Annotated in this window: 13 protein-coding genes and 1 pseudogene; 4 read left to right on the top strand and 10 right to left on the bottom strand. The window is 69.5% G+C overall.

Features of this window, described 5'->3' with window-relative positions; all coding sequences use genetic code 11:
- Window positions 1-513: pseudogene (locus D7Y11_RS25915) on the top strand (hypothetical protein); the annotation flags it as partial.
- On the top strand, window positions 480-1,010 hold the full coding sequence (locus tag D7Y11_RS25910) for a hypothetical protein (RefSeq protein ID WP_126935042.1): 531 nt from the start codon (window positions 480-482) through the stop codon (window positions 1,008-1,010). The pseudogene D7Y11_RS25915 and the gene D7Y11_RS25910, both read left to right, overlap by 34 nt.
- A gap of 11 nt (window positions 1,011-1,021) precedes the next feature.
- Here D7Y11_RS25910 and D7Y11_RS25905 read toward each other — a convergent pair whose 3' ends face one another.
- Both D7Y11_RS25905 and D7Y11_RS25895 read right to left on the bottom strand, forming a co-directional pair.
- The gene (locus D7Y11_RS25905) at window positions 1,022-1,471 is read right to left on the bottom strand and encodes a hypothetical protein (RefSeq protein ID WP_233604851.1); all 450 of its coding nucleotides are present in this window, start codon (window positions 1,469-1,471) and stop codon (window positions 1,022-1,024) included.
- Between the two features lie 636 nt (window positions 1,472-2,107).
- Window positions 2,108-3,364 carry an Hsp70 family protein gene (locus tag D7Y11_RS25895; RefSeq protein WP_126935041.1) on the bottom strand — a complete coding sequence of 419 codons (1,257 nt, stop codon included), beginning with the start codon at window positions 3,362-3,364 and terminating at the stop codon, window positions 2,108-2,110.
- 159 nt (window positions 3,365-3,523) lie between these two features.
- Between D7Y11_RS25895 and D7Y11_RS25890 the strand changes: the two genes are divergently transcribed.
- Window positions 3,524-4,375 (top strand): hypothetical protein, encoded by an 852-nt coding sequence (locus tag D7Y11_RS25890; protein ID WP_126935040.1) that lies wholly within the window; start codon window positions 3,524-3,526, stop codon window positions 4,373-4,375.
- 90 nt (window positions 4,376-4,465) lie between these two features.
- Here the strand turns inward: D7Y11_RS25890 and D7Y11_RS25885 are convergent, their stop codons facing one another.
- The 3 genes from D7Y11_RS25885 to D7Y11_RS25875 form a co-directional block, all read right to left on the bottom strand.
- A complete protein-coding gene (locus D7Y11_RS25885; protein WP_121752106.1) occupies window positions 4,466-5,353 on the bottom strand; it encodes an RNA polymerase factor sigma-32 in 888 nt (295 codons plus the stop codon).
- 325 nt (window positions 5,354-5,678) lie between these two features.
- Window positions 5,679-7,814, bottom strand: a complete 2,136-nt coding sequence (locus D7Y11_RS25880; RefSeq protein ID WP_126935039.1) for a DUF4114 domain-containing protein — start codon at window positions 7,812-7,814, stop codon at window positions 5,679-5,681.
- A gap of 86 nt (window positions 7,815-7,900) precedes the next feature.
- On the bottom strand, window positions 7,901-9,736 hold the full coding sequence (locus D7Y11_RS25875; RefSeq protein WP_126935038.1) for a DUF4114 domain-containing protein: 1,836 nt from the start codon (window positions 9,734-9,736) through the stop codon (window positions 7,901-7,903).
- Between the two features lie 89 nt (window positions 9,737-9,825).
- Between D7Y11_RS25875 and D7Y11_RS25870 the strand changes: the two genes are divergently transcribed.
- Entirely contained in the window at window positions 9,826-10,185 is a 360-nt protein-coding gene (locus D7Y11_RS25870; RefSeq protein ID WP_126935037.1) for a hypothetical protein, read from the top strand.
- 94 nt (window positions 10,186-10,279) lie between these two features.
- On the opposite strand, the gene D7Y11_RS25865 is transcribed toward D7Y11_RS25870, so the two are convergent.
- The 5 genes from D7Y11_RS25865 to D7Y11_RS25845 all read right to left on the bottom strand — a co-directional run bounded on the left by D7Y11_RS25865 (window position 10,280) and on the right by D7Y11_RS25845 (window position 14,869).
- The gene (locus D7Y11_RS25865) at window positions 10,280-11,167 is read right to left on the bottom strand and encodes a CHAD domain-containing protein (RefSeq protein WP_126935036.1); all 888 of its coding nucleotides are present in this window, start codon (window positions 11,165-11,167) and stop codon (window positions 10,280-10,282) included.
- 6 nt (window positions 11,168-11,173) lie between these two features.
- Window positions 11,174-11,713, bottom strand: a complete 540-nt coding sequence (locus tag D7Y11_RS25860; RefSeq protein WP_120578163.1) for an inorganic diphosphatase — start codon at window positions 11,711-11,713, stop codon at window positions 11,174-11,176.
- Window positions 11,714-11,803: 90 nt separating this feature from the next.
- Window positions 11,804-12,781: a hypothetical protein gene (locus D7Y11_RS25855; protein WP_126935035.1), complete on the bottom strand. Its 978-nt coding sequence runs from the start codon at window positions 12,779-12,781 to the stop codon at window positions 11,804-11,806.
- Between the two features lie 36 nt (window positions 12,782-12,817).
- Complete coding sequence (locus D7Y11_RS25850; protein WP_126935034.1) at window positions 12,818-13,318, bottom strand: hypothetical protein; 501 nt, start codon at window positions 13,316-13,318, stop codon at window positions 12,818-12,820.
- Between the two features lie 84 nt (window positions 13,319-13,402).
- Window positions 13,403-14,869, bottom strand: coding sequence for a YdiU family protein (locus tag D7Y11_RS25845; RefSeq protein ID WP_126935033.1), 1,467 nt, complete (start codon window positions 14,867-14,869; stop codon window positions 13,403-13,405).
- Between the last annotated feature and the right edge of the window lie 12 nt (window positions 14,870-14,881).

The raw sequence follows: 14,881 nt of genomic DNA, 5'->3' as shown, positions 1-14,881 counted from the left end.
GGGCAGGGAGGCTCGTTCGACTTCAACGACCCGGCGGTGCAGCAGGTGTTGCAGGCGGGGCTGCCGCTCTTCGTGGGGTACGAGGCGACGGACGGCAGCGGGACGCCGGAGGGAGTGGAGCGGGGCGTGCGGCGCATCACGTTGCGTTCGACGGAGACGCCCAACCAGAACCCGGTGATGCAGGACGTGCTGTGGAACGACGCGCCGCTGTCCGGGCCGCTGCCGCTGGACGCGGAGGTGACGTTCACGCCGGTGCTGGGAGAGGGCAGCGAGGAGTCCTATTCCACGGCGGACGGGCTGAGGACGGAGCAGGTCTTCTACAGCTGGTTCGCGACGGGCGAGGGCGAGGTGGGGTCGTTCCGCTCGTTGGAGCCGGTGGACGGCAAGCCCGGCGACCCGACGACGACCTACACGACAGCCAAGACGCCCGAGCGCATCACTGTCTGGGTCGTGGCCCGCGATGGTCGTGGAGGCACGGATTGGACGACGCGCACGGTGGACGTGGGGCCCTGAGCGCCGGTCGGGCCATCACCGTGGTGGTCGGAGCGCTGCTCCTGGCGGGTTGCCTGCGAGGACAGGGAGCCCGGCCCTCTGCCTGGGAGGGAGACCGGAGCATCGCGTTTCCGCCGTTCCATGCGCAGTCCGCAGTACAGGTGGGGGGCAATGAGCAGGCGTATGTGCTGGACGGCAACCTGCTCAGGGCCGTCCAGATCGCCATGGAGGACTTCTTCCCGAAGCAGTCCAAGGACACGCCGTGCTGGGGAAGACCGGAGGCGTATCGCTACCGTGTCATCCGTCAGGGAGACGTCTTCTTCATCCTGATCCACGAGGCCCCAGGCTCCTGTGGCGACGCCTTCATTGGCGTGGACACTGGCGCCCGCTACGCGGTCGGCCTCGACGGTCGGATTTTGCGGCGCAGTGTGGGCGCGGAACCGGAGGCACTGCCAGCGCCTCCGTCCGTGGATGCGGGAATCCTGGATGGGGCCGTGTTGGACGGTGGCGCCCCGTAGTCGGCCCCCGCTCACGGGACGATGGTGGGGGCGCTGTCGAAGAGGGCGTCGAACAGGGTGGTCTGGGGTGGACGCGTCCACTCCACGGCGACGGGGACGGGAAGGGCTGCGACTTCGGGCGGGAGCGGCGTGACGTGGAAGTGGGCCTCCAGTTCCCGGGCGATGATGCGCGAGGTGTCGCTCATGGGCGCGGGCAAGGGCGGCAGGTGCAGGTGGGCCTTGCCTCGCTTGCGTCCCGCGTAGTCGAACGTGAGTCCATACACCGTGTAGACCGGGGCCAGGATGCTCATGCAGCCCACGAGGGCCCAGGGCACGGGCTTCATGGGGATTCCCTTCGCGGGATAGACGGCGCAGCGCAAGGAGGCCTGGGAGGTCGTGCTGGCTTCCGCCAGGGTGAAGTCTGGCAGCAGCATGCCCAGCTGCCGCCGGAATGCATCCCAGCGCTCATTCTGCTGTCGCACCTGCTCCCAACGTTCTTGGCGGCGCTTGTGTTCAGGATGGGCGTCGTCCAGGGACTCCTCGTACGAAGCAGGCCAGTAATGGCGAGCGAGAGTCAGCAGTTCATTCGTGCTGGGAGGCATGGCGCGGGGGCTCCAGCGTCAGAGAGTCACGTGTCCGAACAGCACCGGAGGCGCCCGTTCATCGCATTGCGCCCTGAACCGGGCTCCAGCAAGGGACGCCTCGAAGGTCGTTCGCAGCTGTGCCTTCATCAACTCACAAAGCATTCCGAGCGGTGAGTCGACGGTGGCGGAGCCGAAGACTGCCTGAGAGGCCTCATTGATACGGTCCGTCGCGATGCGCTGCGCCAGCGGTAGTGAGAGGACGCCTTCGTGGGTTCGCAGGGGCGTTTCAACGCCGAACCTGCACAGCACGGTCTCGCTGGTGTTGGCGCGAGTAATCCGGATGTGGATGCAGGCGGAGCGCTGACCGCCTTCTTCTCCTGGCGTTGCTTCCCTCAGAGTCACGAAACGGATCTGCCGGGGCAAAATCCGCCCCGTGACGAAGGTCCGGTCCGTGGGCCCGACACACGCTGCGCACAGGGACAGCACGGCCGCGACTTGAAGCCACCGTCGCCGTGCTGCCTGTGCCGCCATGGCTCACCCCGTCAGCCACGCGGACGCGCGGCCCAGGCCCTCCGCCACGGAGGTGAATGCGTCCGCCGTGCGCACCCGGTCCTCTCCGAAGCGCTTCACATACAGCTCCCGCACCGCCGGAATCTGCGACGAACCGCCCGTCAGGAAGACCGCGTCAATCTCCCTGGCCTCCGGGTGCTTCGCCAACAGCCCTTCCGTGCACTGCGACAGTTCATCCAACAACGTGCGGCTCGCCGTCTCGAACTCCGCCCGCGTCATCGGCTCGTGCAGGTGGATGCGCGCGTCCTCGAAGTCGATGGTCGCCACGTCCTCGCTCGACAGCTTCACCTTCGTCGCTTCAATCGCCCGGAACAGCCGGTAGCCCAGGTTGTCCATCACCAGGTCGTAGAGCGCTTGAATCTCCGCGGGGTGGTCGCTCGTGTCGAGCATCACCTCCAGCAGCTCCTGCGTGGACTTCTCCCGGATGAAGGACATCTCGTGCCAGTTGAGCAGCTTCGCCAGCACGTGCTGCGGAATGGGCAGCCGCTTGTGGCTGAAGCCCTTCACCTTGTACGTGGACCCCGCCCCGAACTTCGGCAGCAGCTTGTGCCGCATGATCTCCGCGTCGAACCGGTCACCACCGATGCGCACACCCGTGGACCCCACCACGTCCGGCCTGCGGTCCAGGTTCCCTCGCCGCGACGGCCCCAGCCGCATCAACGTCAGGTCCGTCGTGCCGGCGCCGAAGTCCGCCACCAGCACCAGCTCGTCCTTCTCGAGCCGCGCCTCGTACGCGAGCGCCGCCGCGATGGGCTCGATCAGGAACTGCACGTGCGTGAAGCCCGCGATCTCCGCCGCCTTGCGCAGCCGCTTCTCCGCCAGCGCGTCCGCATCCGCATCCGGCGTGAACACCGCGGGCCGGCCCAGCACCACCGCGTCCGGCGGCTCGCCCAGGTGCGCCCCGGCCGCCTCGCGCACGCGGCGCAGCAGGATGGCCACCAGGTCCTCGATGGTGTACGTGCGCCCCTTCACCTGCGTGGCCCGGAAGGACGAGCTGTGCAGGAAGGACTTCACGGACTGGATGAACCGGCCGTTGTTGTCCTCCAGGTAGCGCTGGATGGCGCCCGCGCCCGTGAAGACCTCCCGCTCCTCCTCCGCGAAGAAGAGCACGGAGCGGAACAGCCGGGGCTCCGGGGTGTGGGGCTGCAGCGGCAACACGGTGCCGTCCGGCAGGGCCAGGGCGGTGTTGCTGGTTCCGAAGTCGAGTCCGCAGGCGCGCATGGGGGGGCGCCCCTTATCGCCATTCTTCCGGACGCGGTAGCCCCAAAGTGACTGTCTGCCGCAGGGCGGGCGGCCGGGCGGGCGCTCGCCAACGGATGGCTTGGCGCTCCACGGGCCACCGCCATCTTTGCCCTGTCATCCCTTTGACAGGAGAACCCCATGAAATCGCGCGCAGCATGGCTGGGTGCCGGAGTCGCCGCACTCGTAGTGGGCACCACCGCCTGCCAGGACGGAGACCGCTCCCGCCAGGACACCGCGGAAAAGAACACCCCCGGACAGCAGGTGGAGCAGGCCCAGCTCCAGTCGGAGAAGGCCTTCGACGACGCACGTGACGCGCAGAAGGAGGCCTCCAGTCAGCAGCGCGAGGCCGCCCGCGCCCAGGAGGACGTGCAGCACAAGCAGCAGGAGCTCCAGGAGGCCCAGGCCAAGGCCCAGAAGGAATCCCAGGAGGCCCAGGCCAGCCAGCAGCAGGCGCAGGCGCGCACCCAGCAGGCCCAGTCCGTGGCCCAGCAGGCCCAGGCCAGCGCGTTGGCCGCCCAGCGCCAGGCGCAGCAGAACTTCACCACGCAGCAGCAGCAGGCCTCCAACGAGAACGCCGCCGCGAACCAGCGCGTCGCGACCCAGGACGCCTGGCAGCAACAGGCCGCGAATCCGAACGCCGCCACCCAGCAGGCCGCCATCGCCCAGAACTCGCGGGCGGCACCCGCCCAGGAGCAGCAGATCTCCGGCGACGTGCTCAGCGCGAGCGCCCAGGAGGTGCTGGTCAGCCAGCGCGGAGAGCCGCGGCTGCGCCTGAAGGTGGGCCCCGGCACGCAGGTGCAGGTGGACGGCCGGGCCGCGAGCGCCGCTGACATCCAGGAGGGCGCGCAGGTCCGCGCCTCCTACCGCACGGACGCGAGCAGCGGAGAGCCGCAGGCCCTGCGCATCGACGCCACGTCCCGCGCGCAGCCGGCCGCGCCCGCACCGGCGGAGAGCGGCGAGTCCTCGCCCGGCGTGCCCCGGTCACCGTGACTCCAGACATGCCACGGCCCCGTGCCTTCGCGCTTCCCAACGCGAGGGGACGGGGCCGTGCCGTGTCGCAGCCTTGTTGCTACCCGCGCGTTACGCGGCCAGCTCGGCCTGGTCCAGGCCGGCCTCGGCCATCAGGTTCGCCAGCTCCGCCTTCAGCTTGTCCTTGGCGCGGATCTCCAGCTGGCGGGCGCGCTCGCGGGAGAAGCCGAAGTGCTCGCCCAGCTCGCTCAGGGTCATCTCCGAGTCGCTCATCACGCGCTGCTCGATGATGAAGCGCTCGCGCGGATCCAGGCGCGTCAGCGCGCGCTGCACCAGGTTGCGGGTGAGGCCCGCCTGCTGCCGGTCGGCGACCTCGTCCGCGTGGGACGCGGCATCGGACTCCACGAAGTCCAGGTGCGTGGCGTCGCCGTCCTCGCCCACCGGCGCGTCCAGGGACAGGTCCCGGCCGCCCATGCGCTGCTCCATCTCACGCACTTCCGTGGGCTTCACGTTCAGCTTCTTGGCGATTTCGTCCGCGTTGACGATGTGGCCGTCGCCGGCGCCCAGCTTCTCCAGCTCGCGGCGCGTGCGGGCCAGGCTGAAGAACAGCCGGCGCTGCGCCTGCGTGGTGCCCAGCTTCACCAGGCTCCAGTTGCGGAGCACGTAGTTCTGGATGTACGCGCGGATCCACCACACCGCGTAGGAGATGAGGCGGATGCCCTTCTCCGGGTCGAACTTCTGCACCGCCTTCATCAGGCCGATGTTCGCCTCCTGGATGAGGTCGGACATCTTCAGGCCGTAGGAGCGGTACTCGTACGCCACCTTCACCACGAAGCGCAGGTTGCTCGTCACCAGGCGGTGGCCCGCGGACAGGTCGCCCGCGCGGAAGGCGCGAGACAGCGACTGCTCATCCTGCGGGTTCAGCAGCGGGTACTGGTTGATCTCCGAGAGGTACGTGGAGAGCGAGTCGGCGGAAGAGAAGGAGCTGGAGGTCTGCATGGGGGTCTCTCTCGGGGAAGAGGGCGGTGTGTGCGACCGCCGTTTGCTGCGACGGGGAGACCTTTAGCAACGCACGGGCCAATGCCAGCCGGCGGGCAACCTCAATGATTCCAGGGCGTTGCGCGAAACGGCCCCAATGCTTAGGGCGGAACCCGGCACTTTTTACAGCGAGGGGTTCCGACACTTCTTCCGGGTGCCCCCAAGGGAGGGTTGCCTGCCCTCCGACCCGGGCACAGGGCGGATCACATCCAGCAGGGATGTGGGCACGCCCCGGCCCCCACACCAGGGGACCGGGGCGCCGGGTGTCCGGAAAATGGCGGCCCGCTCAGGGGGCCACGGGCGTGAGTTCGTAGCCCACGTTCACCTGGACCGCCGCGGGCAGGCAGGCGGGGGCGTCACCGGGGTGGGTGACCTTCCAGCAGAGCTGGTTGCCGGGCGTGCCGGAGACATCCACGGTGACGCTGTCCGCCCCGCGCATGAGCGGCAGCGGGTGCCAGGTGGGCGTGGGGTTGGATGCGCAGACGCCGTCGCCGCACACCTGGCAGTCGGTGGCCAGCGCATAGGAGGGCGCGGGCTGGCTGGTGGCGCAGCCTGTCGGCACGGTGTCCGTCTTCGTGAAGCGCACGCGGGACACGGCGCAGCTTGCGTCCGGAGGGTTCAACACCTTCGAGCGCGCGGCGCTGGGCGCCTGACCCTGGAACAGGAAGACGGCGTCGTTGAAGTCGCGGTCGCCGCCGCCATTGAGGTCCTCGAAGCCCATGAGCCACTGGCCCGGCAGGGTCGTGGGCGCCGTCATCAGCACGTGCGGCATGCGGAGGTTGCCCGACGCGGGGACGGTGGCGCCTTCCTTGGGAAGGACGAGACGCCCGTAATACGGATCCGCCATGCGCTGCAGCACGAACGAATCCATCCAGCCACACAGCTTCTGGCTGGTCGCCACCACGGCGCAGGCCTTCGAGGAGGACTGGGCGTGGTCCGGGTCACACTGGTCGGAGAAGGCGCAGCCGATGTTCCGCTGCAGCGTCGGCATCCGGCCCACGGGGTCCTGATCCAGGTTCCACTTCGCCTTGGAGAAGAAGACGGACAGGGGCGTCTTCAGGTGCAGCGTGCACTTGAGGTTGGCGTCCCTGCGCAGGCACGGGAAGACGGTGCCGTCGTCCAGGTAGTGGGCCGCGTCGAAGGCGGTGACGAGGAAGAAGACCATCTCCTTGCCTCCCTGGATGAGCCCCAGGTCCACCGTGCGGTCCTTGCGGGTGATGCCCGGATCCGGGTTGACGGACCGCACCAGGCCCCGCGTGTCGTACCGGGACACGTCGTAGTCCGGGATGCCGTCCTCGAAATCATCGGCGTCCGGCACCAGACCCATCGCGCGATAGGTGGTCAGGTTGCTGTCGTCCTCGGTGCTCAGGAAGACCAGCGAGCCCATTCCCATGAAGTTGTTGGTGGGGTGGGCGGGCTCCAGCAGGTTGGGGATGTGCGGGAAGAGGCCGTTGTCGGAGAAGCCGGTGCCCGCGTTCGCGGAGGGAACGGGGGGGACGGTCCCCACGATGTCGGCGGTGATGTTGTAGGCGGAGGAGGTGCGGCCGGGACGGGCATCCGTCAGGTCCTGGCTGGTGAAGAAGGCCGAAGCGCAGACCGAGTTGAGCGCCAGCTCCGGCTGGCGGAAGAGGAAGCCACCGGACGTGAAGGTCCGGCTACAGCGGGGGCTCACGCCGATGTACGGGCGGGCCTGGACGCCGGAGGGCGGGGCCAGGTTGTAGAGGTCTTCGTGCAGGTCCGCGATGCCATTGCCGTTGGCATCCACCAGGTCGCCCTGGGCGTTGACGTAGCCGCGAGCGACGAGGTCGTCGTAGTACACGTAGCCGAACGCGTGCGTGGCCTCCGATTCCTTGGCGATGAAGGTGACGCTCAGCTCCTGGTCCGTCGCGAACACGATGCGCTCCGGGGACCTGGGGGCCAAAGGAGCGGTCAACCACAGCTCCTGCCAGGACGCGGCGCCAGCGTTCTCCAGCAGCTCGAAGCCCGAGTCCACGAACGGCGGCTGACGGTTCACCGCCAGGTCCTGGGCGACGCTGAAGCCGAACGACGAAGAGATGGACTGGCCATGGCTGCTGGTGACCGTGACGGCCACCGGCGTGGTGTCCTCCGCCAGGCACTGCGGCGCGGTCCAGGTCTGGAGGCTCGAGGTCCCGGTGTCCACCTGCGTCCCCAGGGTGCCCGCGCTGGCGTCCCAGGAGAACGTCAGCGGATTCCCGTGGGGATCCGTGGCCAGGATGCCCACCTCCGCGGTGCCGCCGGGAGGCAGGACCGCCGAGGACTGCGAGAAGCCGTTGAGCCGCGGCAGCACATGGCCGGGCTGGGTTCCCCCGGGGGGCATCGCGTGGGCCGCGCGCGGTGAGGCAATGACAAGCAGGAACCCCCCGGCCACGAAGGCCAGGAGGCGAAGAAGATGAGGCTGCAAGGACAGACTCCTCGGGGTGAAGACGGCCCCGAGGGTCTATCAGATGGAGGTGACGGGCATCTCCAGCGGTGGCCAATCCCTGGCTGTCAGGGATTGACGGGTCCGGACTCGTAGCCGATGTCCACGTTGTTGATGGTGGCCTGGCACGGACCGCTCCCGGCGGTCAGGTCCGCCTTCCAGCAGAGCTGATGGCCGGGAGTGCCGGACACGTCGAGCACGGCGTCCCGGTTCCAGTCGAACGTCACCGGATGCCAGGTGGGCGTGGGATTGGGAATGCACGTGCCGGCGAGGCACAAGCGGCAGTCGGTGGCCACCGCGTAGTTGATGGCGACAGGAGGGGCGCAGGTGGGGTCCTGGGCGTCGTCCTTGTGGATGTACACCTGTTGGATGGCGCAGCTGGGGGCCGCGGGGCTCAGCACGGTGGAGCGCACGCGGCCGGCCGTGGGCGCCCAGTTGCGCAGCATGAAGACGACGTCGTTGAAGTCCCGGTCGCCTCCACCCGGGAGGTCCTCGAAGGCCAGGAGCCACCGGTCGGACGCGGGGCCCACGTTGCCCAGCACGGCGTGGGGCATGACGAGGTTGCCCGGCGCGGCGACGGTGGTGGCGGCCATGGGCAGGGTCGTGTTGCCGTAGGGCAACGTTCCCATGCGGGTCCGGGTCCCGGAATCCAACCACCCGCACAACTTCTGGCTGGTACCGGCCAGGGTGCAGGCGCGCGGAGACGAGTTCGGGTTGGTCCGGTTGCAGGCCTCGTCGTAATCACAACCCATGTTCCGGGACACGACGGGGTTCTGGCCCATGAAGTCCTGATCCAGGTTCCACTTCGCCTTGGAGAAGAACACGTTGATGGGCGTCCTCAGGTGCAGCGTGCATTTGAGGTCGGCATCCCTGCGCAGGCAGGGATGGACCATGCCCGCGTCCGTGTTGTGGATCGGCTCGAAGGCGGAGACGAGGAAGAAGACCACCTCCTGTCCGCCCGGGATGACGCCCAGGTCCACCGTGCGATCGTAGGTCGTGATGCCGGGATCCGGGTTGAAGGCCCTCGGACGGCCATGGCCGTCATACGCGGAGACGTCGTAGTCGGGGACGCCGTCGTTCACCTCCGTCGCGTCAGCGACGGCGCCCAGCCCCTGGTAGGTCTCCCTGTCGGAGTCATCGTCAGCCAGGAGGAAGGCCAGGTGGCCGATGCCCATGTTGTTGTTGGACGCGTGGGCGGGCTCCAGCAGGTTGGGGATTCGCGTGAAGAGACCGTTGTCCGAGTAGCTGGTGCCGGCCGCTCCCAGCTGGGTGCTCCCGACGACGTCGACGATGATGTCGTAGGCGGAGGAGGTGCGGCCGGGACGGGCGTCCGTCATGTCCCGGTTGGTGAGGAAGGCCGAAGCGCAGTTCGAGTTGAGCGCCAGGTCCGGCTGGCGGTAGGTGAAGCCACGGGACGTGAAGGTCTGGGAACAGCGGGGGCTCACGCCGATGTACGGGCGGGCCTGGGCACCGGAGGGCGGGGCCAGGTTGTAGAGGTCCTCGTGCAGGTCCGCGACGCCGTTGCCATTGCCATCCACCAGGTCGCCCTGGGCGTTGACGTAGCCGCGCGCCTGCAGGTCGCTCACGTACAGGTAGCCCAGCGCGTGGCTCGCGCCGGCGCTTTCGTACACGAAGCTGATGGTGACGTTCTGGTCCGACGGGAACACGATGGAGTCCACCGACGTGGGCGTCCAGAACGGGTTGACCGACCGCAGCGTCCGCTGCGGGGTGAGCGTCACCTGCTGGAGTTGGTCGAACCCCGCGGCGGTGAACGCGGGCTGTACGTCCTCGTACAGGTCCCCGGGGCCGCAGGTGTCGGCCGCGTGGGCAGGATGTGGCGAGGGAATGACAAACAACGCGCTCCCGGCCACGAGGGCCAGGAGACGAGAGGGATTCGGGTGCAAGGACAGACTCCTCGGGATGAAGATGGCTCCCAGGGTCTATCAGAAACAACCAGGAAGACGGCTCTGTCATGGTGTGTCAGGCTTCACCCATGAAGACGACCCGTCTGACCCTGTTCCTGGCGCTGTCCCTGGTGTTTCCCCTCGCGGGCTGTGCGACGGCGAGGGCGACATCGTTCGCGCTGCCCATGGAGCGTGCCACGGAGTGCCGGCAGCTCTGCGAGCAGATCGACATGAAGCTGAGCGCGGTGGTCATCATCATGAACTCCGCCGGCTGCGTCTGTGAGCCGAAGCCGGCGGAGGGAACGAACGCGGCGCTGACCGGTGCCGCCGCGGCGTCGGGCGGCGCCATCGTCCAGGCCGCGGCGGAAACAGCGCGGCAGGCGAACAACAACAAGGCCACACGACGAGCACCCCCTGGCGGTCAGGGCGTGCCAGGCTCGGCGAGGTAGCCCACGTCCACGAAGTGGAGGACAGCCCCCTCGGGATGAGGACAGCCCGAGGGGCTCGCGGAACGGCCTGAGAGGATGATTGTACCGGGGGGCGTCAGGTCAACGCCTTGCGCAGCCTCTTGGGGATGGCCTCCGCGTTCCAGCGCTGCACCTCGCGGGCGATTTCGGCGGACCGCTCCGCGCGCTCGTCGCGGGCCTGGGGCAGCAGCTTGCGCGCGGCCTTGCGCTGGCCGGGCGGGGCCTCCGCGGCGGCGCGTTCAAAGAGCTCCAGGCGCACGTCCGCGTCGTGCAGCTCGCCCAGGCCGTCCTGGAGCGGCACCAGGACCTCCAGCAGCGCGCCCACGGTGCGGCGGAAGGCGGGCTGGAAGATCTCCAGCTCGTAGCGCAGCTTCTTCAAATCCTTGCGCAGGGCGTGCGCGGAGGCCGCGTCCGGCGCGTCCGCGTAGCGCTCCAGGCGCTTCTCCACACGGCGCAGGCGCTGGCGCAGGTGGCTTCGCACGCGCTTGCCGGCGAAGCGGTGGGCGTCCTCCAGCGTGTCCACCTTCTTCAGGAGGCGCGGCACGGTGCGGTCCGTCCAGCGCTCCAGCTCCGCGCGCAGCTTCTTCTCCCGGGACTTCAGGCCGGACAGGTGGGACTCGCGCAGGCCGGCCAGCGCCTTGCTCGCGTCCTTCTTGCCCTTCGCGGCGGTGTCCAGCCACTTGTCCTGGACGTGCAAATCTCTCACGTCGCCCAGCGCGTCCTGGAGGCGCTTCACGTCCGCCTCCAGCCGGGTGAGCTTGCCGGTGGCCTGGAACACCTGGAGCGCGGCGCGCAGGCGGCGGGTGGCCACGCGCATGTCGTGCACGCCGTCCTCGCCCAGCTCGTCGTCCAGCTGGGATTCGGGGTGGCGCACGTCGGCGAGCCGGCCGGCGAGGATGCGGCGGGCGGCGTCGCCCAGCGCGGTGTCGGGGCCCAGGCCCCGGATGGGAGTGGGAGGCGGCATGGCGGGTCAGTCCTCCTTGAGGGCGTATTGTTGAACCATGCGCTCCGCGGCGTCCGGGCCCTCCCAACCGAGGATGCGCGCGTCCTTGTCCGCGAAGTGCACCACCGCGAGGAAGAAGTGCTCCAGCTCCTCGCGCTCGCGCTTGGACAGGTCCTGATAGGAATTGAGGTCGTCCGAGCGGGTGGCGTTCACCGGGACGAGCAGCAGGCGGTCATTGCGCTCGCGCTCGCCGTTCGTCGCGCCCTTCGGCTTCTGGTCCACCAGGAGCACGCCCAGGGGCCGGCAGGGCAGCACCACGCCGGGCCAGGTGGGCACGTCCCAGTACACCAGCGCGTCCAGCGGGTCTCCGTCCGGGCCCTTCGTGCTGGGGATGAAGCCCCAGTCGAATGGGTAACGGAAGCCGCGCGTCAGCGGCCGGGACAGCGTGAAGGCCTGGAGCTTCGAGTCGTATTTCAGTTTCACCGTCGAACCGCGGGGCGACTCGACGACGACGTGCAACGCATCCTGAGCGCCGCGCAGGGGCAGGCGGGTGAAGTCGGTGGCCATGGACCTTCAGGCTGGGGTCGCCGTTCCGTCCCCGGCAAGTGCCCCCGTGCCAGGGGGTTTCACTCGCCAACCTTGGGGGGCGCCGAGCGCCTACCCGCCCCCGGAGTACAGCCACATTCCGAGCGTCAGCAACAGCCCGATGCCGGTGAGCGCGAGCCCGGCGATGGCCTTCTTCCGGTGGATGCGGGGCGAGTCGGGATGCCGGTTGCGCACCAGGCTCACGGTGTTGAGCACCAGCGATACGACCTGGACCACGTAGCAGATGGGAATCACCGAGATGACGCCCACGAACAGGCCTGAGTTCGCCAGGGTGATGCCGGGGGCCTTCGCCTGCACGGCGATGGTGCGGCCCCGCAGCTCCCAGCAGCCCGGGCACATCGGCGGCGACTCCCTGCGGACGCGGCGCTCACAGCGCGGGCACATGAACACGCCGCAACGGGTGCACACCTGGTTCGCGACGATGTCGTCGTGCCGCGCGCAGGCGGCGCGATCCGGAGCGCCGTTCGCGTCCAGTCTCTCCCCGTCATCCAGTACCGGGGAAGGCAGCCCGGCCAGGAAGTGGCCCGTGATGGCATACGCCGCGGGACCGTTGGGGATGGAGAGCGAGATGTTGTCCGGGTCGATGCGCCGCACCTGGGGACCCCGGGCGCGCAGGAAGAAGACCCATGCGAGCACGGGGAGGGCCACGCTCGACGCCAGCGCGACCAGGCCCTGCCACTCGGGCGCGTCGGATGCCAGCAGGGAGAACGCCAGGATGAGCAGCGCGATGCCGGCCACCACCGACACGCCCATGATGACCTGCCCGCGCTTCCACCGGCTCCAGGCCTCTTCCGTGAAGGGAAGGGTGCCATTCGCCCGCTTCGTCATCGCGGCCGCGACGATGATGGCGATGAGCAGGTTGAGGAGGGCGAGGAAGCCAATCCAGCGCGGATACCAGGAGAACCCCACCGGCTTGAAGACCACTCCCTGCCGCTCACCCGTGACGATGCAGATGGGTGGCAGGTCGAACTCGTTCATCGCGCCGGAAGGGATGTCGATGTGATGCATCGCGGGGACGTTGTAGTCCACCGCGTGCAACGCATTCCAGTCACCGCCCGGCTGGAGCTAATGCAGGGGCCGGCCCAGGGGCGGCTCCGGCTGACGGCGCGCCACCAGCTTCCGTGTGGCGCGCGCCGCGGCCAGTCCTCCCAACGTGTACCAGGCCACGGTGAGCAGCGACGTGGACGGGCGGGCCTGGGACGGCTTGCGGCCCAACCCCAGCTTCGGCGGGAGCACCACCGCTCCCAGGCCGGCGAGCAGGCCCAGCGTGGCGCCGCGAAGGTACGGCCGCTTGGGACGTCCCAGGGCCACGAGCGAGAAGAAGAGGCCGTTGGACAGGATGTCGCCCGCCAAGGTCTGGCGATGCAGCTGGCGTCCCTTCGCGGGCTCGCCACCGAAGAAGCGGACGCCCTTCTCCAGGGAGCGCATGCCCAGCACGTCCATGCGCGGCGGGTGCTTCAACACGCGCCGGGCGCTCTCGTGCACCAGCGTGAGCGCGGCGGCGCCGACGAGGCCAGGACCCAGGGCTCGGAACACGATGCGGGGCGGAGCGGCAGGTTCGATCATGCCTTCCAAGCTAGGCACCGCGCGCGCGGGATTCCCGTCCGCGGGCGCCTGCCCGCCTGCCCGGCGTCCCGTTGTGCCCTCGCGTCACGAACTGCAGCTCACCACCAGGTGCCGTCCCCACGTCGGAGGCGAGGCCGCGTAGGCCTCATGACCGGGGTGTTCGTCGAAGGGCGCGGCCACCAGCGCGAGCACGCGGTCCACCTCCGCGAAGTCCCCTTCCTGTGCCCGGGCGATGGCCTGCTGCGCCACCCAGTTGCGCAGCACGTACTTCGGGTTGACGCGGTCCAGGCGCGCGTGGCGTTCGCCGTCCACGCTCCCTTCCGACTCCAGCCGCGCCCGGTAGCGCTCGGCCCACCCGTCGAAGCCCTCCGGCGGCAGGAAGTGGTCGCGAAGCGCGTCGTTGCGAGCACCCGGGCTGGAGTCGAACCGGTTCAGCGCGCGGAAGAAGCGCGTGTAGTCCACGTGCGAGCCGGCCATCAGCGAGAACAGGTCCTCCAGGAGCGAGCGGTCCTCGTCGCGGGCCCCCGTCAGGCCCAGCTTCTCTCGCATGCGCGTCAGGAAGTGCCGCGCGAACGTGGGCTGGAAGAGCGTCAGCGTGGCGCGCGCCTCGTCCTCGGTGATGAGCGTGAGCAGCGCCTCGCCCAGGCAGGCCAGGTTCCACAGCGCGACGCGCGGCTGCTGGTCGAACGCGTAGCGGCCCTGGTGGTCGGAGTGGTTGCAGACGAAGCCGGGGTCGAAGTCGTCCAGGAACCCATAGGGGCCGTAGTCCAGCGTGAGCCCCAGGATGGACATGTTGTCGGTGTTCATCACGCCGTGCGCGAAGCCCACCGCCTGCCAGCGCGCCACCAGCTCCGCGGTGCGCTCCACCACCTCCGCGAAGAAGCGCGCGTAGCGGCCCTCCTGGCCCGCGAGGTGCGGGAAGTGCGCGGTGATGACGTGGTCCGCGAGCGTGGCCACGTGGCCGGGCTGCTCGGTGTGGTGGAAGAACTCGAAGGTGCCGAAGCGCACGTGCGACGGGGCCAGGCGCACCAGCATGGCGCCGGTCTCCACCTCCTCGCGGTAAACCGGCGTGCGGCTGCCCAGGATGCACAGGGCCCGCGTGGTGGGGATGCCCAGCGCGTGCAGGGCTTCTCCGGCCAGGTACTCGCGCACGGTGGAGCGCAGCACCGCGCGTCCGTCACCGCCGCGCGAGAAGGGCGTGGGCCCGCCGCCCTTCAGCTGCAGGTCCCATCTGTCGCCGTCCGGGCCGCGCGCCTCGCCCAGGAGCAGCGCGCGGCCGTCTCCCAGGCGCGGCACGTACACGCCGAACTGGTGCCCCGCGTACACCATGGCCAGGGGCTCCATGCCGGGCAGCGGCGTGGCCCCTCCGAACACGCGCGCGAACTCCGGGCGCGCGACCTCCTCCGCGTCCAATCCCAAGAGCCGCAGGGCCGCCGGGTTCACGCTCACCACGTACGCGTCCGGGAAGGGCGCGGGGGCCACCCGGGCGGCGAACCCAGGGGGCAGGCGGGCGTAGCTGTTGTCGAAGACGAGCTGTTCGAGCGAGGCCATGGATGGAAACAA

The organism is Corallococcus sp. AB018, from assembly GCF_003986945.1.
Classification (GTDB): domain Bacteria; phylum Myxococcota; class Myxococcia; order Myxococcales; family Myxococcaceae; genus Corallococcus; species Corallococcus exiguus.
The sequence above is the reverse complement of the archived record's forward strand: the minus strand, read 5'-3'. Positions and strand labels throughout refer to the sequence as shown.